Source organism: Prevotella vespertina, from assembly GCF_009728485.1.
Taxonomy (GTDB): Bacteria; Bacteroidota; Bacteroidia; order Bacteroidales; family Bacteroidaceae; genus Prevotella; species Prevotella vespertina.
The window spans coordinates 1-25,088 of sequence record NZ_VVIQ01000016.1 but is presented as its reverse complement, the minus strand read 5'-3'; the positions used below and the strand labels follow the sequence as shown (position 1 = coordinate 25,088).

Below are 25,088 nucleotides of genomic sequence, written 5' to 3'. Positions count from 1 at the left end.
TCAAAACAACGACTTCACAAGATAACAATACTGCATTACGAATGAGAATCATAACAGGAAAATATAAGGGAAGGCACTTTGATATCCCTCGCACATTCAAGGCACGACCCACAACGGACTTTGCTAAAGAGAATATATTTAATGTTGTCAATGGTTATCTGGACTGGGATGAGACGGTGGCACTCGATCTCTTTGCGGGTACGGGGAGCATTTCTCTGGAATTACTATCGCGTGGCTGCAAGGAAGTGGTTAGTGTGGAAAAGGACAGAGACCATGCTCGTTTCATCGCACAGTGCATGGAGAAGATAGGTGCCGATGAACATGTATTGATCAAGGGCGACGTCTTCCGATTCATAAAGAGCTGTCATCAGCAGTTCGATTTCATCTTTGCTGACCCTCCTTATGCCCTCCCAGAGCTGCCAACCATCCCTGATCTCATCTTCTCGCAGGACCTTCTTGCGCCCGATGGACTCTTCGTTTTCGAGCATGGAAAGCATAACGACTTCTCGTCACACCCCCATTTTCTGGAGCACCGAAGCTATGGCAGCGTTAATTTCACGCTGTTTAAAGCGGTGTGAAAACGCCTCCCCAAGCCCCTCCGAAGGAGGGGATGTCTTTTTCCCGAAGCTCTTCTTTGATTTAAAATGCAATGTTCACAATTCAAAGATGTGATTACTTCTGTTGTTGAAAAGCATTAATAAATTCTTTGCTAGGGCATTTTTAACACGGAATGCACGAATGGCACAGAGCCTGAAAGGTACACAGAGTTCCTAAAGGAACATGGGAATACACAGAAGCTAACGCCCATGTGAAATTCAACTAAAAGCCTCCCACAACCCCAACTACAGCCTCACCCCCAACCCCTCTCCGAATGGAGAGGGGCGTGAATACTATTAGTAGGATGTGAGAGGATGGTTAGTGGGAATAGAGGTAATCATATTCTAGAATTAAAGGAAACGCCCTTCTCGATTGCAGAAGGGCGTTTCCTTATGTCGAGAAGAGCCTCTCCTTGCATCAAAGAGACGCCCCCTTTATTTGCAAACAATGGTCTTCACTCCCCTCTCCATTCGGAGAGGGGTTGGGGGTGAGGCTGTAGATGGGCTGGTGGAGAGGCTTCTTTTCGATAGAAAGAAGCGTTTGGGGGAACACATCCCCTCCTTCGGAGGGGCTTGGGGAGGCTGTTTCTTTCCATATTGAAATATTCCTTTTACATGATAGAAACACAATTTTATGTGTACCTTTGTAGCCTCAATTAGAAATCAATTCAGTATTATGTCTATAAAAACGAAGCTACAAGGACTATCCTTCAGAACGGGTACTATCGTTCTTCTGATGTGTATTCCGTTTTATATTATCTCCTTTGCTCAAATGCTTTTACCCCTCTCAACGAGTGTAAAGGGTGTGTTATGGGCAGTGTTCTTCGGCATTGCGAAGCTGTTTCAATATAGTGGAATTACCATCTTAGGAGTGGAGGGCTACAAGCGACTGAAGCGCAGACTGAGACGCAAGAACGTCAAGGGAGGAAGGATAAAGTTGGTGATTTTCGACTTTGATGGTACGCTTGGCGACTCGCAGAAACTCATTACTGACACCATGCTTGCCACTGTTGACGAACTCGGACTGCCCTCTCCAACACGTGAGCAATTCGCTAGTACCATCGGACTTCCGCTCCGTGAGTGCTTCACGAGTATAATGACCTTGACCGATGAAGAGGCTGACAAGTGTGAGGAAACCTACCGCCGTATCTTCGACGAGAAGAATGTTAAGGGGGCTGTGACGCTCTTCCCTGGGGTGAAGGAAACGCTCGAACGATTGCATGAAAAGGGTTTCCTTATGTCGATTGCCAGTAGTCGTTGCCATCGAACATTGTCTAGTTTGGTGGACGACCTAGGGCTTAGTCCTTACATCCAGTACGTTGTTGGTTCGGATGATGTGCAACATCATAAACCCAATGCAGAGTCCGTTTTAGTTACTTTGGAGCATTTCGATGTTCGTCCCGAGGCGACAGTTGTCGTGGGCGATACCGAGTTTGACATCCTTATGGGGTGCAATGCTGGTGTGCATACCATCGGTGTTAGTTATGGAAATGGTAGTCGTGAGAGTCTCGAAAAGGCAGGTGCTGAACGAGTGATAAGCGATATCAAGCGGCTTGAGCGGTATCTCATGGCGAACAATTTGCTCCCAGTGGTGGCCCTAAATAGTACTGGAGATTAGGTAGAAAACTATTGTCTGCAGTCAGCGAAACCCTTGTCTTTCTGGGATGAAACGGCATTCAAAACAGCTTTAAAAGCCTGGAAAGATAAGAGAAAAGTGATATTTTTTCCAATATTATTTGGTAGTTCGGATAAAAAGTAGTACCTTTGCACAAGCAATTCAGGATAGATACTAACATAGTTAGTGAGTTTCTCTGGTTAATATCGCGGGTTGGAGCAGTTGGTAGCTCGCCAGGCTCATAACCTGGAGGTCGCATGTTCGAGTCCTGCACCCGCAACTTTTCATCGCTTAGGAATCCTCATTCGAGGGTTCCTAAGTTTGTTTTGGAATTAAGGAAACAGCCTCTCCCCCAACCCCTCTCCGAATGGAGAGGGGAGTGAACACTGCTGTTTGCAAGTGAAGGAAAGCCTCCCCAAGCCCCTCCGAAGGAGGGGATGTATTCCCCCAAAGTACTCCTTTCTATCTAAAAGAGCCTCTCTTTCATGTGAAAAGGGCGTTTCTTCGTTATGAAGAGAGCCTTTCTTCACACCAACGAAACGCCCCCTTTATTTGCAAACAATGGTTTTCACTCCCCTCTCCATTCGGAGAGGGGACGGGGGTGAGGCGTTTAGTTGAATTACACATGGGCGTTAGCTTCTGTGTATTCTCATGTTCCTTTAGGAACTCTGTGTCCCTTTTAGGCTCTGTGCCATTTGTGCATTCCGTGTTAAAAATGTCCTAGCAAAGAATTTATTAATGCCTTTCAACAACTGAACTAATCATATTTTTGAATTTTGACCATTGCGTTTTGAATTAAAGCAAGGCTTTTGTTGGAAAACATCCCCTCCTTTCGGAGGGGCTTGGGGAGGCTTTTTCTTGAATAAAAATAACGCCTCCGATTTATGTACACACGCACTTCTAAGGGTGGAGATAGTTACGAATTGAAACTTGTATTGTGTACACTCTTCGTTTAAAAAAAGTGCATATAGTTGCAGTAAAAACGCATTATTAGATTATAAATATTAATGTTTTAAACAAAAGTAAGTGCTGATTGTAATTTTTTATGTGAATCTCTTGCATTTAATCTAAACATTCCCTAAATTTGTGGTCATAGGTTCTGTCAATGTTTAAAAGGCACGATTACATAACAAATTGTTACTTGTTATATATATAATAAGGTGTTCTGCACAAAGACAGATGACACAAAGAAGTGTTCGAGAAGACTATTTTCTGTCAGTGTACAGAGTTGACGTAATGAAAGAAAGTATCACTATATAAAATTCAGTTAAGTAAAAGAGATCTATGGAAAAAAGATTCGCTTTATTTTTGTTCGGGCTATTGCTGTCCATCGGCACAGCGTTTGGTCAGACAAGAATCAATGGTATCGTAGTTTCTCAGGACGATGGTCAAGGGGTCATCGGAGCCTCTGTCATGGTACAGGGCACGACGACTGGAACTGTTACCGATATAGACGGTAAGTTCTCACTTGACGTTCCTGCAGGTAAGAAACTCGTAGTTAGTTACATTGGAATGACCACTCAGACCGTCACACCTAAGGATGGTATGAAGGTCACCCTGACCAATGATAACCACCAACTCACGGAGGTTGTCGTTACAGGTATGACCCAACAGGACAAGAGATTATTCTCTGGTGCAGCTACAAAGATTGATGCTTCGAAGGCAAAACTCGATGGTGTGGCTGATGTGAGTCGCTCTTTGGAGGGTCGTGCAGCAGGTGTCAGCGTTCAAAACGTGTCTGGTACCTTTGGTACGGCACCAAAGATTCGTGTGCGTGGTGCCACTTCTATCTATGGATCTTCTAAACCACTTTGGGTTGTAGATGGCGTCATCATGGACGATGTAGCCGAGGTGAATGCCGACAATCTATCATCAGGTGATGCTGCAACATTGATTTCTTCGGCTATTGCAGGACTCAATGCAGATGACATCGAGAGCTTCCAGATATTGAAGGATGGTTCTGCCACCTCTATATATGGTGCACGTGCAATGGGTGGCGTCATCGTAGTTACGACCAAAAAAGGTAAAGCAGGAAGTAACCGAATAAGCTACACTGGCGAGTATACTATGCGTCTTCGTCCTAGTTACTCACAGTTTAATATAATGAACTCACAGGAGCAGATGGGTGTTTACAAAGAGATGGCTGCAGACGGATTGTTCTCCTTCTCTCGTACACTTCGTGCTGCCACAAGTGGTATCTATGGTAAGATGTACAATCTCATCAACAGCTACAACGCAAGTACAGGCAAGTTTGGTCTTGCCAACACAGAGGACGCTATGAATGCTTACCTGCGTGAGGCGGAGATGAGAAACACTAACTGGTTTGACGAGTTGTTTACTAACTCCATTTCAATGAACCACTCTGTCTCTATGTCTTCAGGTACTGACAAGGCTCAATACTACACCTCTTTCTCATTCATGGATGACCCAGGATGGACCGAGCAGAGCAAGGTTAGACGTATGACATATTCAATTAATGCGAACTACAATATCAATAAGAAGGTGTCGTTGAACCTAATTGGTAACACCTCATATCGTAAGCAACGCGCCCCAGGATCATTCAATCAAGAGGTTGATCCAACGTCTGGTGCAGTGAGTCGAAACTTCGATATCAACCCGTTCTCATACGCAATGAATGCTTCACGAGCATTGGATCCAGAGGCATATTACGTACGTAATTATGCTCCATTCAACATCCATAACGAGCTTAACAACAACTTCCTCGATTTTGATGTGCTCGATATGAAGGTGCAAGCAGAGTTGAAGTATAAGCCTATCACTAAACTTACACTTGCCGTACTCGGTGCTTATAAGTTCTCTACAACGACGCAGGCTTCACAGGTTCGCGAGCGTTCTAACATGGCAATGGCTTATCGTGCAATGGATGATGCCACTATTCGTGACAACAATCCATGGCTCTATCAAGACCCAGACCTACCTAACTCTCTGAAGTACTCAGTGCTTCCTCAGGGTGGTTTCTACAATGAGACAAAGTATAAGATGAACAGTTGGGACTTCCGTGCAACGGCTAGTTACAATGATGTCTTTAATGATCGTCACATTGTAAACCTATATGGTGGTATGGAAGTCAACAACATTGTTCGTAAACAAAGTGCTTACGATGGTGTCGGCATGCAGTATGATATGGGTTACCTTCCTAGTTACGACTACCACTACTTCAAGCAGGCAGTGGAAGATGGTAACCTTTATTACCAGTTGAGCAACAGCTATATGCGTGACGTTTCATTCTTCGGTACAGCTAACTACTCGTGGAAAGGACGCTATGCAGCTAACTTCACCACCCGTTACGAGGGTAGTAACCGATTGGGTAAGGCACGTTCTGCACGTTGGTTACCTACTTGGAACGTATCAGGAGTATGGAATGTACATGAGGAGCCATGGTTCCAACAGACATTCAAGAACTCTTTGACTCACGCTACTCTTCGTGCATCTTACTCATTGACAGGTGATAAGCCAGCTATTACCAACTCACAGGTAATTATCCGTAGTACCAACATCTGGCGTCCATTCGCAGTCGATCAGGAGTCAGGTTTATATATCAGTCAGTTCGCAAATAAGGATTTGACCTATGAGAAGAAACATGAGTTTAACATTGGTGCAGACCTTGGTTTCTTCAATAACCGCTTGAATGTAGTCTTCGATTGGTACACTCGTAACAACTACGACCTCATTGGTCCACGTACAACCAATGGTACAAAGGGTTCAATCACAGAGTATGCTAACGTTGCATCTATGAAGTCTCATGGTGAAGAACTATCTATTTCAAGCAAGAACATATTGAAGAAGAACTTCCAATGGAGCACCGACTTCATCTTCTCACACGTAAAGACTGAGGTTACATCACTCGATAGTCGTTCACGTATTATGTCGATGGTTTCAGGTACAGGATTTACCATGGTGGGTTATCCTTATCGTGCTCTTTTCTCTTTCGACTTCAAAGGTTTGAATAAAGATGGTATCCCACAGGTAATCAATCAAGATGGTAAATTGACTACAAGTGACGTTGACTTCCAGAGTTATGACCTCACTCACTTGAAGTATGAAGGTCCGACTGACCCAACCGTTACAGGTTCTTTGAACAATACCTTTAGTTATAAGGGATGGCACTTGAGCTTCTTTATGACCTATGCCTTTGGTAATAAGGTTCGTTTGGATCCGTTCTTTAGCACAAGCTATAGCGATATGTTGGCTATGCCTAAGGAGTTCCGCAACCGTTGGACAAAGGCTGGTGATGAAGAGAAAACCACTATCCCTGCTATTGCCGACCTACGTACTCTGCAGCAGGATGGTTACCTCAATCGTGCTTATAACGCTTATAACTATTCGAACGAGCGTATTGCAAAGGGTGACTTCATCCGTATGAAAGAGATTTCACTATCGTATGATTTCCCTGCACAACTGATTCGTCACTTGTCATTGAGTGCGCTCAGTTTGAAGCTCCAAGCAACCAATCTCTTCCTTATCTACACTGATAAGAAGCTCAACGGACAAGACCCAGAGTTTATGAATGCAGGTGGTGTGGCTCTTCCAACACCTCGTCAGTTCACCTTGACATTGCGTCTTGGCATCTAACACATTATTATATATAGACAAGAACATGAAGAATTTAAATATACTGCTTGCTGGATTAGGGCTTATTGCCCTATCCTCTTGCAACGACTTCCTAGATAAGTTGCCTGATGATCGAGCAGAGGTTAATACCTTTGAGAAAGCAAAGAAGCTCGTAGCTTCAGCCTATGCAGAGGGTTCTCCAGCCTTTCTAATGGAATGGAGTAGCGATAACGTCATGGACAATGGTAAGACTTTCTTGTATCAAACGAACCAAAGTGAAGTCTATCGCTGGAAGCCTGTTACGACCACAGAAAATGATGATCCACGCAGCGTGTGGAATAATTCTTACCTCGCAGTAGGGCATGCCAACGAGGTGTTAGCAAGCCTTAGTAAGGTGAAAGATCGCGATCCTTCACCAGTACGTGCTGAAGCCTTGCTGTGCAGAGCATGGACAATGTTCCGCCTTTCAAACATCTTCTGTATGGCATACGATGGTACGAAAGCCGACCAATACTTAGGTCTTCCTTATCCAAAGGAGCCTGGAGTATCTGTTAACGAACGCGGAACTTTGAAGCAACTATACGAGAATATCAATGCAGACATTGAAGAAGCTCTGCCGTTACTGGACGATAGTTACTTGACAGCTCCTAAGTATCACTTCAACAGTCGTGCGGCTTATGCCTTCGCAGCTCGCTTCAATCTCTATTATGGACAGTGGCAGAAAGCAATCGATTATGCTACTAAGGCGTTGGGTTCAACACCATCAGCTGATTTGCGTAATTGGGCACATTATAAGACACTCAGTGGTTCGATAGATATCCACAATGCCTACATTAGTTCGAGTGAGAAGGCTAATTACATGCTTCAAACAGCTTACTCTTCATTGGGACGGTTGATCAGCTCGGGTGCTCTCCGCTTCAACTTTGCACAGTTATTGGTAGAGAAAGAACTCTTCTGGGCACCTATGCCATGGGGTAGAGGTTCACAGAATAACACGCTGTATCAGTCTCGTATGCTCTATGGTAATACACAGCTTACGTTCTTCCCAAAGATTATGTCCGAGATACAGTACACCAATGCAGCAAAGACGACAGGCTATGTCCATAGTTTGGATGCAGTGTTGACGGCTGATGAAACACTATTGGTACGTGCAGAGGCAGAGATCTTGTTGAAGAATTACACAGCAGCTTTGGCTGATATGAATGCGTGGGTTGTATCACACACAGAGGAGACTGTGGGTTCTGCAACACGTCCTACTCTGACCGAGGCATCAATCAACAGCTTCTTTAATGGGCTTTCAACAGTTCCTGCAAAGGTGATGATGGATGCACAGATGGGTGTTAAGAAACCATTACATCCACAAGGCTTTAGCGTAGAAGATGGCACACAGACCAATATGCTTTACGCCCTCTTGCAGATGCGTCGTATAGAGACTTGGCAGCAGGGATTGCGTTTCCAGGATATTAAACGCTATGGTATTGAGATTACGCACCGCATAGATGGTGAAGATCCAATCTATTTCGTGGCTGGAGATTTACGTGGTGCTATACAGTTGCCATCCGATGTTATCAATAGTGGACTACAAGCTAATCCACGTAACTAAACGATGAAGGAGGTAATATAATATGAAGAATATAAAGTTAATGCTTATAGCAGCTGTACTCGTGCTAACGGCTGTCGCTTGTTCAAACGATGACGTTGATAAGGGGAATTCAATATTCCCTACAAAGACAGCGGAGCATCAGAACGAATTTGATAAGTGGTTGTATAAAAATTACACCGAGCCTTACAATATTAGATTTAATTACAAGTACGTTGACCAGAACTCCAATCTTAGCTATAATGTGACGCCTGCTGAGCTGAAACGTTCTATCGCTTTGGCAAAGATCATCAAGCATGTTTGGTTGGACGCATATACCGAGTTAATGGGACCAACGTTCTTGAAAGAGCATTGTTTCCGTGAGTTTCAGCTCATTGGATCCGCTCAGTACAATGGTCAAGGATCAATTACCTTGGGTTTTGCAGAGGGTGGTGTACGTGTGAACTTGTTCCAGGTTAACAACCTTGACTTCAATAACCTCTATATTGAGGAGCATGACCCTTATAACACATCGGGCGTCTTTGATTTGAATTTCTCATACTTCCACACAATGCACCATGAGTTTGCTCATATCCTAACGCAGCTCAAGAACTATTCAACAGACTTCCGTACAATCTCTCAGGGCAAGTATCATTCATCTGACTGGGTCAATGTCAGCAATCTGAAATCAGGTGCAGAAGGATTCGTTACAGGCTATGCCAGTGGTGAATATAACGAGGACTTTGCTGAGGTATTCGCATGTTATGTGACCGATACAGACGAGATGTGGCAGAAGAGATTGGCACAGGCTGTAACCGCAGCAGGTGGAAAAGAAGATGGAAAGAATGCTATTCTCGCTAAGTTATCATTGATTCGCAGTTACCTAATGGACTCTTGGGGCGTTGATATTGATAAGTTACGTAAGATTGTATTAAGGCGTGAGGGCGAGATAAGTAGCTTGGATCTTGAAACATTAAATTAAGAGATTTAGATTATGAAGAAGTTATATAGTTTATTATTTGCACTGACATCAATACTGCTGCTAGGCGCTTGTACACCTGAAGTAGATAGTGTCTTTGACAAGTCTTCTGCGAATCGTATAGCTGAATCAATCAGTAATACAAAGGCGATTTTGGCCTCTGCTCCTAATGGATGGAGAATGGCTTATTATGGTGCTGAGCAGTATGGTGGATACAACATATTCTGTAAGTTCGATACGGCGGAGAATGTGAAAGTGATGGAAGAAACCGATATGTCGGAAGCTGAGTCACATTATACTGTAAGTCAGTCTCAGGGTGTTCAGATCTCATTTGACACTTTCAATAAAGCCTTCCACAAATTCTCTGATCCTGTTGGAAAGCTCGATGGCTATCAAGTAGGGCAGGCTGGTAAAGGTTTCGAAGGCGACTTTGAATTCCGTGTGTTGTCTTGCTCAAAGGATAGTATTGTTCTTCAAGGTAAGAAGGGAGAGGCTCGTATAGTCATGACACCTGTGCCTGAGAATCAAACATGGAGTGATTACATCGCCGATGCACACTATATGAAGACGTTGATGGCCTCTGATCGCTATCGTCTTGTTCTAGGAAATGACACTTTAAAAGCCATTAAGACGGATTATAATGTCATTGCGGTAACAGATACAAATGGTGTTGTTATCGACCTCCCATTCATCTATACCAATAAAGGAATGGACTTACTTACACCAAAGAAAGTACATGATAAGATCGTAAGGAACTTCACTTACTCTGAAGATGACAAGTGGGCGGACAGAAACGACAATACCGTTATGCTCATGCCATACTATCCTTCACCAGTGGAAGCGCTTATCTCTGGTCAATGGACAGTCAACTTGACTGAAACAAACTCCCAGACTGTAGATGTATGGAAGACTGTAAATGCTTATGCAAGTGCTATTTCTAGTAATAAGTACCCATTCCGAAGTTTGTTCATCGGTACTTATGATGGTGATGAAGTATTCACTATTGGTGCTGTGTTTGGTCAAGCTGGAGGTCGAGTAGTATATGATTACGAGATAAATGACGATAATCACATTACGTTCATAGGCACTAATGAGCCAGCAACAGCCAAGTTGAATGGAGCACAAAACAATAACTATAGTGCCTTTAAGCGGTTATTCCGTTTTGAAGATGTACTTGTTCGTTTCAAACTGAATGGTTTGGAAACAGCTTATGAGGTATCGCTCAATGATCCAAAGAACCCAACGAAGATAACATTAACATCTGTTTTGGATCCTACCTACAAGCTAGTCTTTAATAAGGGAATTAGTCTTGTCAACTTTAATTAAGAACGAATTGAGATGGAATTAATAGGATTATTCATAGATAAATAAGCAGAGAGGAGGTACGTTGCTAGATGCGGCGTGCCTCTTCTTGCTACTATCCTTACCTATTCCTAATCAGTAAATAGCAGTCTAAATGCCGCTTAATAACATAAGAGGAAATATACAAGAGATGAACTAATTAATAATCAATAAAAATAAATAGTATGAGGAAATTATACTCTATTATGCTATTGGCTGTCATGTTACTCCTGTCTGTTAACACCTTTGCACAAGGTGAAGACAATAAGGAGACAGCCATAACAGTTAACGTGGATGACGTTAGTCGCGTGGCAGTACGTGTCAATTATGGTCAGCCACTAGACTTACAAAATGGTGAGAATACTGTGAAGGTACCACAGTATGGATCGATTCAGATTGAGGCAAAAACAGGTTGCTTCCTTTTAGGAGTGACGAGAAGTAAGCTTGGAGAAGACCCTGTTGACCAGCCTATCAGCTATCATAAGAGCTGCTCAATCTATGTTGCCAACCTTGATGCTGGTATATCTGTAGATGTAGAGTCAGGTACTTTTGAAGAGTATCGTGATGTATCCTTTACATTGAAAGTGGATGATGCCTCAAAGGTTCGTGCTAGCTTGGCTGAAACCCAAACAAGCCTCTCTTTGCAGAATGGTGATAACTCTATTAAATTCGTAGATCAACTTGAAAACACACTTATGATAGGTTCTGCTAGCTATGGCGGGGCACCTATATATAAGGTGACACAAGATGGTAAGGATATTCCAAGTAATGATGGTGAATATCGTGTGACGCTCACTCCTAACACAGTTGTCAGTGTTCAAGCTAATTACCCAGATGTTGATTGCCCTGTCAAGTTCAACTTCTCCGATGAAGCAATTAAGGGAGTTATATCCAAGGTGATGGTCGATGGACAAGAAGTTAATAATTACCTCGCTAGCAACTTCACAGTGAAAGCAGGTAAGAAGATCAGTTTGAACTTCAATACTAACGACTATGCATTAGACGAACTAAAGATTAATGGTAAGAAAATCACCATCTATGGAATCTCTTATGATTACCTTGTTGCAGACGAGACCACTATTGATGTGAAGGCACATAAGTATGCTATGCTTCACGCCAAAGTATCTGTTGATACTCCTGCGAATATCACTCTCTATCGTGGACAAAGCTATCAAAATAAGGTAGTCAGCCTTGTTGCAGGCGAAAACAACATCGAGTTTGGTGAGCGCAATAAGTATTTTGAGTTAAAACCAGTTTCTGGTTGTAAGATTAATAGTGTCAAGATTGATGGCATTCCACAATCTGCTAGCTATGACGGATCTTATCAGTTGAATCTGACCGATGGTGCAAATGTTGAGATCAAGACCTCTAAGATTGTAAGAGATAAGAAGGCAACCATTGTTATTGATGACCTTTCTGCAAGTCCTTATGGCTTCAACTTCGAACGAGCTGATCACTCCACAATCACCATGAATACAGGTGATAACACTCTCATGTTCACATCTGATGACAATCCATTCCGCTTCTCTGCCTATGGAGCAGACGCCAATACGATGGTTGTAAAACTCAATGGTCAGAAGGTTGCAAGTATTTATCCTAATAGTACTTCATATGAGGTAACATTGCAGGATGGCGATCGCTTAGAGATTAATATTAAGGGAGATCCAACTGGAATTGAGGCTGTTCGCCAATCAGCAAACGGCAAGAATGAAGTTTATCGTTTGGATGGAACACGTGTAAATGAGACCAAGTTGCCACGTGGAATATATATTATCAATGGTAAGAAAGTTATAATCAAATAATTGATGAAAAAGTTTTTATTAACCATTTTAAGCCTTGGTTTGGCTTGGACTGCACATGGTCAGTCCAAGTTAGACCTACAGAGTCAGATGGAGTTATTACGTATGCGCAATACCTCTATACCTACTTACAATAGTCGGACACGTGCTTATGAGCCCCAAACATCGTTGCCAAAAGGAACTATGGCAATGGTTGAGTTTAAGGGAAATGATGCCTTGCAAAAACTCGAAGAAGAAGGTGTAAAGGTGCTCCGTGTGCGTGGTAACATCGCAATTGTCTCTTTGCCTGTTGCTGATGTAGAGCGTGTTGCAAGTCTGAAGTGCGTTTCTCGCATGGAACTCCCACGTCGTGTGTATCAGAAGATGGATGTGGTACGTAAGGAGATAGGTGTCGACAAGATTCATCAAGGGCTCGACCTCCCACAGGCTTACACTGGTAAAGGTGTTGTGACGGGTATCGTTGATGGTAGTATTGAGGCTAACCATATCAACTTTCTCAAGTCTGATGGCACCACACGTTTCGGCTACATCAGTAAGATAACGAAGTCAACAGCCACAAAGGAAGGCTACCTTTATCAGAATTATTATCCACAGGCTGTGATGGACACTATGGCGCACAAGGATGAGACTTATTCGATAGAGAAGGACTTTACAACTGACTCTGAAAAGAGCTTCCATGGCACTCATACTACTGGAATCATGGCTGGTGGCTATAGAGGAAACATCACTTATGCCCAGAGAGTGACTGACCAAACAGCCAAGCAAGTGGTTGGTCCGAATCCATTCTACGGCTGTGCGCCCGAATCCGAGCTTGTTGCTTCATGCGGCGACTTGCAAGATATGTTTATCGCAATGGGTGTTGACGACATTGTCAACTATGCGAAGCTATCTGGCAAAGAGCCTAAACCTTGCGTTATCAACCTTTCTTTAGGTAGTAACGTTGGTGCTCATGACTCTACAAGCGTGATGAATAAGTTCCTTGCAGAGTGTGGTAAGGATGTAATCATCTGTGTGGCAGCAGGTAATGAGGCTAGTTATCCTGTGGCATATACGGCTAAGTTCGATCAACCAGAGCAGATTAAGCAAACTCTCATACGCCCAATGTCAGAGGGAGAGTTTAAGATGACGAGCAAAACCTACTATAACTTGCGTAATGGGCAGGTAGCTGTTTATAGTCAGGACTCCACTGAGTTCGAGATGCAAGTCATCATTTACAATGGTTTAACAAAGGCTATTGCTAAGCGATACACCGTTAAGAACAATACTAATGGTCAGCCCGTTACCATCTCATCAGGTGGTGACTATGCTATTAGTGGAGCTTCCACAGATGCTGGCTTCGCAAAGGCTTTCGACGGATATATCGGTCTTGCATCAATGAAAGACCCTGAAACAGGTCGTTACTATGCCCTTGTTCAGTTCCTGACCAGCGACAATCAAGTCACAAATAAGGATGGGAATTATAAGCTCGGACTCTTGTTTAAGAGCAAGAAAGCCGGTCAGCGCATTGATGCCTATGGTGATGCACAGTTTGTTTACTTCGATAACTATGGTCTACCTAGGTTCGATAAAGGTTCGCGCAATGGCTCAATTAGTGATATGGCATGTGCCAAGAATGTTATTAGCGTGGGCAGTTACAATGTTCGCAAACACTGGCCTTGTCTCGACGGATGGGTCTATGGCTATAATGTAAAGAATGGTATCGATGAGTATCCAGATGGAGAAGCCACTCGATTCTCATCTTATGGCACTATTGCTGACGGCAGAAGCTTACCTAATATATGTGCTCCTGGTGCAGCAGCTATCATTTCTTCTTATAATGGCTACTTTGTTGACGACCCTGCCAATGGTGTTACTGATGCTGGACTACAGGGTAAGTTGAAGAAAGGGAACAAGACTTATTACTGGGCGCAGACGTTAGGTACATCCATGGCAACGCCTGTTGTAGCAGGTTCCATTGCTCTTTGGCTTCAAGCTAATCCTAGATTGAAGTACGAGGATGTGTTCCGTATTATCCAGAAGACTGCTGTTAAGGATGATAAAGTGCTCCATACAGGCGATCCTGTACAGTGGGGTGCGGGCAAGTTCAATGCTTATGATGGATTGAAAGAGGTGTTGCGTGAGATGGCAGCAGGTATTGATGGTGTGAAGACAGTGGCTGAGAAGACAGAACCTGTTATCACCATGACTGGCGATCGTTCATTCCGTGTATTCCTCGCAGGTGCTAAGCAGTTTGGTTTGCGCGTCTATACCGTCTCTGGACAGCTTGTTCATGCACAGCAGTGTGTGGGCGATGAGGCTGATGTTAACGCCGCTTCATGGGGCAAGGGTGTGTACCTTGTACAAGTAGCAGGCGGAGTTTCAAAACGAATTATCATTTATTAATCTATTCAATGGATATGAATAAAAAGTTTACCTATCTGTCATCTTTCCTCATAGGGATAGTGGCGATGCTTTTATGTCCGCTTGTTGTGCATGCACAAGAGGGCGATCCTATTATCTCCTTCCATACTAATATCTATGCGAAGGCTACCAGTGCTGGAACCACACCAATGGTTTATCTATCTCTCGGAGCCACCGATTCGACCACACTTAGCGTCGATGGCGGTAACGGCGGAGAAGAGGCTGAGGTCGGAAAAGCCGACTTGACGACCACTGAACAGGGCGAAGTCGCTGTGAAGGGATCGCCTGTTTCTGTGCAAGTAGATGCTAACGGCTGGGTGAAGATCTATGGTGATGCCAGCAAGATCGACTATTTCAATGCCTCTGGTCAAGAGATTGATCAAATCCAGTTCAGCGATCAGTTAGGTTTAAAGATTCTCAATCTTGAGCATAACTCATTGCAGGCTTTGAACATTAATAAGCTCCAGAAGTTACAAGTAATCTATTTGGAAGATAACCCCTTCACAGCTGCAACGCCGTTGATGATTGGTCGTTTGCCTAACCTCCAGGTGTTGGAAGTAACGCAGATAGGCCATATCTCACCAAGTTTCACATTGAAGAACTTCCCTAATCTTGTGTCTTTCGATGCTTACCACACGGTAAGTCTTACTTCTTGTGACCCTACAGGTTGTCCTAATCTACGCCGTTTGAGCTTGGATATGACTTCTGTCTCTTCTGTAAATCTTAGTCAGAACCCTCTTTTGGAGGTGTTGAATGTCAGCGACTCACGCATTAAGACCCTTGATCTGAGCCGTAGTCCAAAGATCAAACAGTTGTATGCCTCTCACTCATCAGGTAGTATTAATACAGACGTCAAGTTTGATGATATCAATGTAAGAAACTGTCCGCTACTTACTATCTTCTATTGTGATGGTAACAACTTAACCAATCTTGATCTCTCAAGAAACCCTGAACTCTTCACTTTCTCATGTGCTCGCAATAAGCTAAGAAACCTTGATTTAACCAAGAATACAAAGCTTTATAGCGTGAATGTTCGTTACAACTATCTTGACTTCGTAACGCTTCCTCAGCCTGGTAACTGGTTCGAGTATTATCACGAACAGAACAATCTTGAGGTGAATCCAACCTATAGTGTAGGGTCTGTTGTCGACCTTTCTAGTCGTGTTAATCGCCCTAGCTCAACCACAAATGGTGTGCTCTATCGTGTACCAAAGGATGATCCAACGAAGCCAGAGAAGCTCTCTGACGATTATTACGACTATAACAATGGTAAGTTAACACTGAAACGTGCACTGGACGATGAAGTCTTCATCCAGTATGATAACTCTGTTTTGAAGGATTACTCACTACGTACTGAGAACTTCAGAATAAAGACTACAGCTGAATTTGGGCAAGACGACAAGGCTTTCTCATTTGTTACTGGCAACGCACAAGGCTCTGCCATCAAGATGGCGATTGGTGTGAAGGGTGCTACGGCAGCTGTTCCTGTAAAGGTGAAGATCGACTTTGGTAATGGCACGAAGGTAGAGAAAACTGTTGTAGATGAGCTTCCTACCGCTGTTAATGTTACAGGAGCTCTTAATGGATCAAACGTTGTTACGGTTTATGTACCACAGGATAAGCAGATTACATCATTGAAGATGGACGGTGTACAGTTGTCTAAGATCGACCTCTCTAACCTCCCTCAGCTTCGTGAACTCGCTTTGACTCATGCCGCAATAGACTCTGTTGACCTCGGTTATAACAACAAGCTCGAGAAGTTAGACCTCTCAAATAACAACATGAGAAAGGTGAGCTTGAAGGGACCTTCTACTTACTTCGATAAGAGTATATTGACTGACATCAACCTTAGTCACAACAATTTGGAGACAATCGAGTATAACAACATCACTGTTGTTCGTCATCTTGATGTAAGTTACAACAACCTCGTTAAGCTCGGAGTAAACAATGCCGATAACCTCCGCTCATTTGATGCTTCACACAACCAGTTCAACACCATGCTGCTGAACCATAGTGAGTTGCTTGAGAATCTGAATATTTCTTATAACCAACTGTCGAAGTTCTACGTTCCTGCTAATGCTCCATTGAAGACTTTGGACATCCGTGGTAACTTCTTTACATTGGCTAATATGCCTGATTACCTTGCTCTCGGACAGGGTAAGTTCCTATATGCTCCACAGAACCCATTGGAGATCTCTACTGCTTCTCCTGGTATCGACCTATCTGAACAGTATATAACCAAGAACGGAAAAGTTACTCAGTACAAATGGAAGAAGTCGAATAACCAAGTTCTTGCTGAGGGCACTGACTATACCATCAACAATGGTTCTTCTAAGTTTAAGAACACCAATACGGGTCGTATCTATTGTGAGATGACCCATGAGGCATACCCTGATTTCAAGGGTGTTAATGTGTTCCGAACAACCTATACTACACCTATCCCAATGCCAACAAACGTATTGGCAGAGTTCACAACAGTCAACCAGACCGATAGTGTAGAGCTCTCTTTGGCTAGTCCAGTAGTAGGTACTTCGGTTTATTTCGAGTGGAGTGGCGACAACAATGTCTACCAGTATACACTAAAGGACACCTACACTCGCTTCCGTGCTAAGTCTAAGGCAGGAGCTAGAGTACGCGTACTTGTTGCTAATCCAACCGATGAGCTTTCTGTCTTCAGTGTATCAAATGTACAGATGGAGAACGCTGATCTCTCTAAACTGGGACGCACACACGCTATCACGCTATCGAATACAGGCTTGGAAAGTGTTAAGCTCCCAGCTGATGCACAGTACATTACTCAGCTCAACCTAAGCGGTAATAAGCTCGCTAGTTTTGATGTGTCTAAGTATCCAAACTTGTCTTTCTTGTCATTAGCAGACAATAAGATTTCCTCTATCGACCTCTCTTCTGCAAAGAAGTTAGAGCTTGCGATGATTTCAAACAACAGCTTGACAAGTATTGTACTTGATAACCCAATCTTGTGGAACTTAGACTTGAGTGTGAACAAACTAGAGTCTATCGACGTGTCAAAGTTGCCTAAGTTGCAACAGTTGTTCTTAGCTTCTAATAGATTGACAGCCGTTTCTGTACCTTATAAGAAGAACCCTGAGCTAACTATTCTCAACCTTGTTGGCAATCGTCTACGCTTCTCTACCATGCCTCCTGCTAATGAGAGAGTGTTGAAAGCGGGGACTAGAGTGCAGCGTTTTAACAAGTACTCATACAACCTTCAGGACCCAATTAAGGTTGAATGTGTCGATGGTAAGGTTGATCTCAGCTCTGAGGTAACAGCTGGTGGGAAGTCAACTACCTTCCGTTGGTTCGTTGGTAAGGTTCAAGTTATTGATGGTGAATTGCAAGGCGAAGAGCTAGAACTTAATGAGTCATACACACTTGAGAATGGTGTCACTACATTGAAACTGGATAATCCAATCAACAATCTCGTTTGTGTAATGACCAATCTTGCCTTCCCAAGTGCCGTTCTTCACACTGATTACGTTAAGTATGTTCCAACAGGTATTGACGCTGTGAAGACCAATGAAGACGTCAAGATTCAGTTCGTGGCAGGTGGTATTAACATCGTAGGAGGCGAGAACAGCCCTGTAGCTGTTTACTCTATTGATGGTAAGACTATCTATCGTGCAAAGGCAGCTACAGCTGACATGCACATCTCATTGGCTCCTGGTACATACATTGTACGTGTAGGCAATAAGGCTTCAAAGATCTGTTTGAAGTAAAGTAAAAGCCTCACACCAATCCATCTACAGCCTCACACCCTCTCCGAACCAACGGTAACTGACCGAAGGGAAGTAATGGAGAGGGGAGTGAAAACCATTGTTTGCAAATGAAGGGGGCGTCTCTTTGATGCAAGGAAAGGCTCTCTTGGATAAGACGAAACGCCCTTCTCAAATGGAGAAGGGCGTTTCTTTCTTTTTACCCTTTCGTTATCATGACTCTTGTTCCTATGTTCCTCTGTCTTAATAATATGTCATTAAAACAATATGTCTTTATGTCATTTTGTCTAAAAAACTATATCCTTCTGTCTAAAAAACTATGTACCTCTGTCTGAAAAAGCCTGTTCTTCTGTCTCACCTTATTTATATATAAGCCCCCACGCAACATCGTTTTTGTTAATTTTTCATCGTCTAAATAGAGTCGTTAAAAGCAAAAATTGATTTGAAAGTATTGCTTGTTTCGGATATAATTCATACCTTTGCAGTGTGATTTGGAATAATTACAATATGCCAAAAGGATAACACTTGATAGCGAGAAGACCATCAGAAGGAGTGGAGCTATCAATGCGGCATGATGAAGAAATACATTATTTAAATACAAAAACATTATGAAGAAGAAATTTATTTGCACAGTATGTGGTTACATGTATGAGGGTGCTGAAGCACCAGCAGAGTGCCCAGTTTGCCACGCAAAGGTCGACAAGTTCAAGGAGTTCAACCCAGCAGCTTTGAAGGGAACAAAGACAGAGCAGAACCTTATGAATGCTTTTGCAGGTGAGAGTCAGGCTCACACTAAGTACCTCTATTACGCTTCTAAGGCTAAGAAAGATGGTTACGAGCAGATTGCAGGGTTCTTTGAAGAGACCGCACGTAACGAGAAGGAGCATGCTAAACTATGGTTCAAGTTCTTGCATGAGGGCGATATCCCAACAACAACACAGAACCTTGCTGATGCTGCTGCAGGCGAGAACTACGAGTGGACAGACATGTATGATCAGATGGCAAAAGAGGCTATGGAGGAAGGCTTCCCAGAGTTGGCTGTTAAGTTCCGTGGCGTTGGTCGGGTTGAAAAGCACCACGAGGAGCGTTATCGCAAGTTGTTGAAAAACATCGAGGATAAGGTTGTCTTCTCACGTGATGGCGATTGCATTTGGCAGTGCCGCAACTGTGGTCACATCGTTGTAGGCAAGAAAGCACCTGCTGTTTGCCCTGTTTGCAACCACCCACAGAGCTTCTTCCAGGTTGAGGAAAGCAATTACTAAATCCTCATTCATCGTGACGCCGACAAGACATAATCGTCTGTCTTTGTAATTCCACAGGCTTTGTCACGAGTGAGAGAACAAACTATAAGAGTTGTGTCAATGCTGATGCAACTCTTTTTTTATAGCACCTTTTGCCATTGAAGTGCCCGTTTTATCAGATAATTTTCGTACTTTTGCGCCACTTTTTGCCCTTTGGCAACAACATAAACATTAATATTCTACAATGGAAACTGCAAAGGATAACGAAACAGAAAGTCTACTGGCATGGACTGAAGTGAATCACCAACCCGATGATTATAACCCTTTTGTGAAGGCAGCGCTACTAAGTCGTGCCACACGATTCAGCCTCTGTCGCACGGGAGAAGAAGCCCAACAGGTGCGCCAGAGTTTCGTTGTTTTCCGTGAGAAAGGTGCGGAAGAGTGGGAAGATGATGCCCCTTTGGGACGCATTGAGGCGATGGTCTTAGCTGATGATGACGAGGAGGTGCGCCCTGCCGAAGTAATTAATTTGGGTGTAGAACCAGCCGAATTTCTGACCATGGTGCGCCAGGATGCCGACTCAACAACCTTTCAGATTGATTGGTATCATGGTGAGGTAAGGGTCGAGGGAGCAACGAAAATTGATGAAGGATACGTTGTGAGGAAGGCTGATTGTGCAGATGGTAAGATGCTGAAGTGCATTCTCACGCCTGATAAGGGGGGCGAGTCGTTCAGTTTGGAACTGCAATTACCCTTTGTCGGATTTAATATCACGACTGAAGATGGGGCGATGGTTGTGGGCGATCTGACGATTCCTTCCACCGAGTTAGACCATTATAACTATAGTTTCGTGGGCAGTGACGATGACGATAGATTTGCTGTTAGCCTTGACGACTTGGCTCAAAGCTTTCAATATATATGGTATGAGGATGGTACATTGTCGGTTCGCAACCTAAGAAAAAAGATGGAGAAGGTGCGTGAACAGGCTGCACAAGGTAAGCTGTCAGAGCTGTTGCAGGGGTCGCGCAACGCCCTTGTGAAACATAAGGACACGCGTTGGCGTATCGTCGTGACGAAAGCCATGAAGACTGATGAGGCTTTGGAACTGGATCCTGTGGCACTTGCTCGAATGGTATTCACCCGCTTTCAGACGGCAGATGAGGCGGAAGATGCGCTGATGAGAGAGCTGATTGAAATGGAGGAGCACCACTTCTTCCAGTGGTTCTGGCTCAAGACGGATGATTGGAGTCATGAACATCTGGCGCAACTAATGGGACTTAACGACATAGAACAGAATCAAGAGAAGATGATGCAACTGGCTTTACAATATAATCAGTTCGATCGTTTCATGCAGAAACTGCGCCGTGCTTCACTTGATGAGGCTGGTCCCGTGCAGGCTGATGCACTACAGATGCGTAACAACAAACGCAAGATTGCCCGTTGTTTGAAGCGTTTGGAACGCCATCAGAAAGGTGAGGAATCATTGTGGAAAGCCGATTTGGAGGTGAGAGAAGAGCAGTTGCAATTCTTCCGTTCACATCATGGTGCGTTCGAGACAATCGATTGATTACTTTGCAGTTCGGATTCTTTTTCGTATATTTGCACTGCGTCATAGGCTCTACAAAGCGGCTCATTGTCAGTCGCTCTCCGAATGGTAAGCGACATGAATGGGCTTGTTGACAAATCAAGAGGGCGTTTCCTCGTTATGAAGAGAGCCTCTCTTGGCATGAAGGAAACGCCTTCTTCGAATAGAGAAGAGCCTTTGTTGAAATCCTGCCCAACCTTTTCGGTGAGAAAGAAAACCTCAGGGAAATTCGGTTGAATGAGCTTTCTCCTATTGTGTGACAAGGCTCTCCGATGGAAGAAACAACTCATTGACGTGTGAACTTGTCCACTCGTCGACTAAAACAGATTATCTTTTAGAATTGAAATAAACATCATAATAAATTAAGACAATGGCAAAATTAATTGTAAATAACTACGAAGAGCTAGCTGCCCGATTGGGTGAGAAGCTAGGAGAAAGTGAGTGGTTAGCAGTTGACCAAGAGCGTGTCAATCTTTTTGCTGACGCCACCCTCGATCATCAATGGATTCATGTTGACCAGGAGCGTGCCAAGGTGGAGAGCCCTTATAAGAGTACTATCGCACATGGTTACTTGACACTTTCGCTACTTCCACACATGTGGCAGGAGATTATCGAGGTGCATAATCTGAAGATGATGGTCAATTATGGCATGGACAAGATGCGCTTTGGTAAGCCTGTATTGACAGGTTCGCGCATTCGTTTGGTAGCCAACCTCGATAGCATTGAGAACCTCCGTGGTATTTGCAAGGCGGGTATCAAGTTCCAAATCGAGATTGAGGGCGAACGCAAACCAGCCCTCGAAGGGATCGCAACCTTCCTTTACTATTTTGAATAAGCATAATTTGTAACGATAACCGAAAGGGTTGTTTCAAAGGTTGGGGTGCATGAGACGTGTACACGCAATGCTATTATTATAAGGTATATGAGCTTATATAACTTATGAATAATAGTAAAATAGACCTCTGAAACAGCCCTTTTGTGGTCAAAAAGTGTTAAATGTTTGATACGCGGAGGCGTTAGTTAGAACATTATAGTACCTTTGTAAAATCTTTTAAGAGGGATAACATTATATATACATCAGCTTGTAAGGATGTTTGATACAGGCTAACACAAATTTAAAAAAGACTTATACGTATGGCTTACGACCAACTGAAATTGCAGAATCAACTTTGTTTTAGATTGTATACAGCTAGTCGATTGATTACCCAGACTTACTTTCCAATGCTCGAGAAGTTAGGACTTACCTATCCACAATACCTCGTTTTGATGGCTTTGTGGGAGGAGGATGGACAGAAGGTGATGGAATTGGCGCATCGACTCTACCTCGATTCAAACACGATGACACCGCTTGTTAAACGCATGGCAAGCGAGGGTCTGGTGACGAGAGTGAAGGGTAAGTTGGATGCACGAGAGACCTACGTTTATCTCACGGACAAGGCAAAAGAACTTGAAAGACAGGCTGCAAGCATACCTGCTTGTATGTTAGGAAAGGTGCTAAGTGACCGTACAAGTGTTGATGATATTCATTTGTTATCTGCTGAATTAGACGCTCTGATCAATACTCTCTCTGAACAACGAGCACAGGATAAAGCGGCTGCGAAGGACAAAGAGTGTCGTTATATATTGTAATCGGGGCTATAGAAAAGATTTGAATAAAGCATGGAAAAGAGGAGTATATATGGTCTGACGAAAGGGACGGGACTGGAGAAACTCATCGAGGCTGCCGCTATGGGCAAGGCAATGGGCGTGATGAATCATTATTCGTTGGCGTTGATGGCTGAAGAACAGGGGCTTCCGAAGGAGTTGGCAGAGCGTCTTCGTGAGTTAGCCGATCAGGAGTCTGTGCATGCAGGGTACTATGCGACGCTGAATGCAAAGTATCCTTCGGATGTGTTTCAGATGATGGAAAACATGCAGAAGGGCGAGTTGGGAGTAGGAAAGTTCCTACAACCTTTGGCCGACAAGTTGCGTGAGTTGGGGCGAGATGACGTCGCCGAACAGATTGAAGAGTATATACGGCAGGAGGTTCATCATGGTGAAGTGTTGGGCGAACTGCTAGCAAAATATAAACAATAAACGCCTGTTTATAAGGTTGTTAGTTCTTTAGGACTGTATCAAATCATACCTATCTGCGAGTGAGAGTGGGGGAGCGATGATTTGATAGAGTCCTTTTTTCTGTCCTGAAAGACCGTCGATTGATGTTTTTGCAGGTTTCTCTTTGCGTGGTTTCTTTGGTTTCCAAGTGAACATTTACTAGGTTATAATGTCTTTGAAATAGGCTATTTTAATGTTCATGTGTTAGTGTTGAATAGCCTTGATGAATGTTATTTTGTCTTGGAAATATGCGGTAGTAAGATTGTGTAAGGCTGCTCTTCTGTCTTAAAAAAACTAAAATCATTTGTTGAATAACGCTTCTCTCTGAACTATTTAATAATTTTGTAACGTACAGATTACGTGCACGAGGATGTAAGATATACGTGAACAAATGAAGAAAAAACCAACTTATAAGGTTCCAGTAGCCACCTGCGCCATCGTTTTGGCAGTAGGGGCTATTACATTGGGGGTACTCATGGAGACACGCGAGATGGCGCCGCCTCGAAAGTATGAGGTGGATATGTCGGGTGATGTTATTGGTATTGATAATGGTCCGAAGACGCCTGTTTTGACGAAAGAAGAGGTCAAGGAAGAAGTGAAAGAGGAGATTAAAAAGGAGACTCCTAAGCCTGTTGAGTCGAAGAAGGAAGAGTCGGCAGATGAGCCAGAGGAGCCTGTTATCGTTCCGAGTGTGCCTGAAGGACAGGCGGGGTCGGCGCCTTCTGTTAAGGTTCCGAAGCCTGAAATTAAGAAACCAACAGTAGAGAGCATAGGGGAATAATGCTGTTTTGTGTTGTTAAAGGTAGGCGCCTTTTCTTTAGAAAACAATTTTCTTTGCAGTTGATGGTTGCTTTTAGCACTACTATTAACCCTCTTTCAGCATTTTCCAATATGCCTTTAGCAGTATTCTCACACCCCATCACCAATACTCCCAACTACGAATACTAATATTCGTTTGCCTCTCTCATCAATATCTTCACGCTTCTTTTTCATCTTCCCTATGCCTATATACAAACTTCCCCAAGCCTATATATAAATAAGGTGTAACGCCCTTTATTTCCTCTCAGGCGCAATAAAAACCACTTTTTATTGATTTTTTCTCTCAAAACATTTGGCAGTTTCTAGCAAAGTATATACCTTTGCACTCGCTTTTACGAAATAAGCTATGTGCTTATGAGTTGTTTAAAGCAATAAAGAAAGCGTTCTTTGAAGAGATTTACATAAACAGAGAAGTAGTACAAGAAGCGTCTGTTTGGTTAAGAATCAAATAGATGGGTAAAAGAAACGAACCGATCAATTCAATTGAATTCCTTGTATAGGAATAGGTGCTTTTAAAACTTGATACTAAAGGATAAGCATTCTGAAACAGAGATTACTCGGTGAAGTCTTGGGTTAAGTTGATATTTATTACCATTCTTACCTATTACTAATCACCCAAACATATTTTACAATGGAGAGTTTGATCCTGGCTCAGGATGAACGCTAGCTACAGGCTTAACACATGCAAGTCGAGGGGAAACGGCATTTAGTGCTTGCACCGAATGGACGTCGAC

At 43.4% G+C, this 25,088-nt stretch carries 15 protein-coding genes and 1 tRNA gene; all 16 read left to right on the top strand.

Going from position 1 to position 25,088, the window contains the following annotated elements; translation table 11 throughout:
- The first annotated feature begins 41 nt into the window (after positions 1-41).
- Positions 42-578: an RsmD family RNA methyltransferase gene (locus tag F0475_RS11160; RefSeq protein WP_155716692.1), complete on the top strand. Its 537-nt coding sequence runs from the start codon at positions 42-44 to the stop codon at positions 576-578.
- 694 nt (positions 579-1,272) lie between these two features.
- Entirely contained in the window at positions 1,273-2,214 is a 942-nt protein-coding gene (locus F0475_RS11155; protein WP_155716691.1) for an HAD family hydrolase, read from the top strand.
- Positions 2,215-2,418: 204 nt separating this feature from the next.
- Positions 2,419-2,491, top strand: a tRNA-Met gene (locus F0475_RS11150).
- Between the two features lie 1,004 nt (positions 2,492-3,495).
- Positions 3,496-6,804: a SusC/RagA family TonB-linked outer membrane protein gene (locus F0475_RS11145; RefSeq protein ID WP_155716690.1), complete on the top strand. Its 3,309-nt coding sequence runs from the start codon at positions 3,496-3,498 to the stop codon at positions 6,802-6,804.
- Positions 6,805-6,829: 25 nt separating this feature from the next.
- Entirely contained in the window at positions 6,830-8,386 is a 1,557-nt protein-coding gene (locus F0475_RS11140) for a RagB/SusD family nutrient uptake outer membrane protein (RefSeq protein WP_155716689.1), read from the top strand.
- Between the two features lie 22 nt (positions 8,387-8,408).
- Entirely contained in the window at positions 8,409-9,344 is a 936-nt protein-coding gene (locus F0475_RS11135; protein ID WP_155716688.1) for a zinc-binding metallopeptidase, read from the top strand.
- A 12-nt stretch (positions 9,345-9,356) separates the two neighbouring features.
- Positions 9,357-10,667, top strand: coding sequence for a DUF4302 domain-containing protein (locus F0475_RS11130; RefSeq protein WP_155716687.1), 1,311 nt, complete (start codon positions 9,357-9,359; stop codon positions 10,665-10,667).
- 200 nt (positions 10,668-10,867) lie between these two features.
- The gene (locus tag F0475_RS11125; RefSeq protein ID WP_155716686.1) at positions 10,868-12,484 is read left to right on the top strand and encodes a hypothetical protein; all 1,617 of its coding nucleotides are present in this window, start codon (positions 10,868-10,870) and stop codon (positions 12,482-12,484) included.
- 3 nt (positions 12,485-12,487) lie between these two features.
- The gene (locus F0475_RS11120; protein WP_155716685.1) at positions 12,488-14,863 is read left to right on the top strand and encodes a S8 family peptidase; all 2,376 of its coding nucleotides are present in this window, start codon (positions 12,488-12,490) and stop codon (positions 14,861-14,863) included.
- Positions 14,864-14,871: 8 nt separating this feature from the next.
- Positions 14,872-18,618: a leucine-rich repeat domain-containing protein gene (locus F0475_RS11115; protein ID WP_199879810.1), complete on the top strand. Its 3,747-nt coding sequence runs from the start codon at positions 14,872-14,874 to the stop codon at positions 18,616-18,618.
- A 605-nt stretch (positions 18,619-19,223) separates the two neighbouring features.
- Complete coding sequence (rbr, locus tag F0475_RS11110) at positions 19,224-19,877, top strand: rubrerythrin (protein ID WP_155716683.1); 654 nt, start codon at positions 19,224-19,226, stop codon at positions 19,875-19,877.
- A 223-nt stretch (positions 19,878-20,100) separates the two neighbouring features.
- Positions 20,101-21,423: a hypothetical protein gene (locus F0475_RS11105; RefSeq protein WP_155716682.1), complete on the top strand. Its 1,323-nt coding sequence runs from the start codon at positions 20,101-20,103 to the stop codon at positions 21,421-21,423.
- Positions 21,424-21,811: 388 nt separating this feature from the next.
- Positions 21,812-22,276 carry a MaoC family dehydratase gene (locus F0475_RS11100; RefSeq protein ID WP_155716681.1) on the top strand — a complete coding sequence of 155 codons (465 nt, stop codon included), beginning with the start codon at positions 21,812-21,814 and terminating at the stop codon, positions 22,274-22,276.
- A 299-nt stretch (positions 22,277-22,575) separates the two neighbouring features.
- Complete coding sequence (locus F0475_RS11095; protein ID WP_155716680.1) at positions 22,576-23,070, top strand: MarR family winged helix-turn-helix transcriptional regulator; 495 nt, start codon at positions 22,576-22,578, stop codon at positions 23,068-23,070.
- 30 nt (positions 23,071-23,100) lie between these two features.
- The gene (locus F0475_RS11090) at positions 23,101-23,517 is read left to right on the top strand and encodes a ferritin-like domain-containing protein (RefSeq protein ID WP_155716679.1); all 417 of its coding nucleotides are present in this window, start codon (positions 23,101-23,103) and stop codon (positions 23,515-23,517) included.
- Between the two features lie 409 nt (positions 23,518-23,926).
- Positions 23,927-24,316, top strand: coding sequence for a hypothetical protein (locus F0475_RS11085; protein WP_155716678.1), 390 nt, complete (start codon positions 23,927-23,929; stop codon positions 24,314-24,316).
- The last annotated feature ends 772 nt before the right edge of the window (positions 24,317-25,088 follow it).

What these genes read in the sequence shown, in the direction of transcription:
- F0475_RS11160 (WP_155716692.1), top strand. Translation starts at nt 42, where the DNA reads ATGAGAATCATAACAGGAAAATATAAGGGAAGGCACTTTGATATCCCT.
- F0475_RS11155 (WP_155716691.1), top strand. Translation starts at nt 1,273, where the DNA reads ATGTCTATAAAAACGAAGCTACAAGGACTATCCTTCAGAACGGGTACT.
- F0475_RS11145 (WP_155716690.1), top strand. Translation starts at nt 3,496, where the DNA reads ATGGAAAAAAGATTCGCTTTATTTTTGTTCGGGCTATTGCTGTCCATC.
- F0475_RS11140 (WP_155716689.1), top strand. Translation starts at nt 6,830, where the DNA reads ATGAAGAATTTAAATATACTGCTTGCTGGATTAGGGCTTATTGCCCTA.
- F0475_RS11135 (WP_155716688.1), top strand. Translation starts at nt 8,409, where the DNA reads ATGAAGAATATAAAGTTAATGCTTATAGCAGCTGTACTCGTGCTAACG.
- F0475_RS11130 (WP_155716687.1), top strand. Translation starts at nt 9,357, where the DNA reads ATGAAGAAGTTATATAGTTTATTATTTGCACTGACATCAATACTGCTG.
- F0475_RS11125 (WP_155716686.1), top strand. Translation starts at nt 10,868, where the DNA reads ATGAGGAAATTATACTCTATTATGCTATTGGCTGTCATGTTACTCCTG.
- F0475_RS11120 (WP_155716685.1), top strand. Translation starts at nt 12,488, where the DNA reads ATGAAAAAGTTTTTATTAACCATTTTAAGCCTTGGTTTGGCTTGGACT.
- F0475_RS11115 (WP_199879810.1), top strand. Translation starts at nt 14,872, where the DNA reads ATGGATATGAATAAAAAGTTTACCTATCTGTCATCTTTCCTCATAGGG.
- rbr (WP_155716683.1), top strand. Translation starts at nt 19,224, where the DNA reads ATGAAGAAGAAATTTATTTGCACAGTATGTGGTTACATGTATGAGGGT.
- F0475_RS11105 (WP_155716682.1), top strand. Translation starts at nt 20,101, where the DNA reads ATGGAAACTGCAAAGGATAACGAAACAGAAAGTCTACTGGCATGGACT.
- F0475_RS11100 (WP_155716681.1), top strand. Translation starts at nt 21,812, where the DNA reads ATGGCAAAATTAATTGTAAATAACTACGAAGAGCTAGCTGCCCGATTG.
- F0475_RS11095 (WP_155716680.1), top strand. Translation starts at nt 22,576, where the DNA reads ATGGCTTACGACCAACTGAAATTGCAGAATCAACTTTGTTTTAGATTG.
- F0475_RS11090 (WP_155716679.1), top strand. Translation starts at nt 23,101, where the DNA reads ATGGAAAAGAGGAGTATATATGGTCTGACGAAAGGGACGGGACTGGAG.
- F0475_RS11085 (WP_155716678.1), top strand. Translation starts at nt 23,927, where the DNA reads ATGAAGAAAAAACCAACTTATAAGGTTCCAGTAGCCACCTGCGCCATC.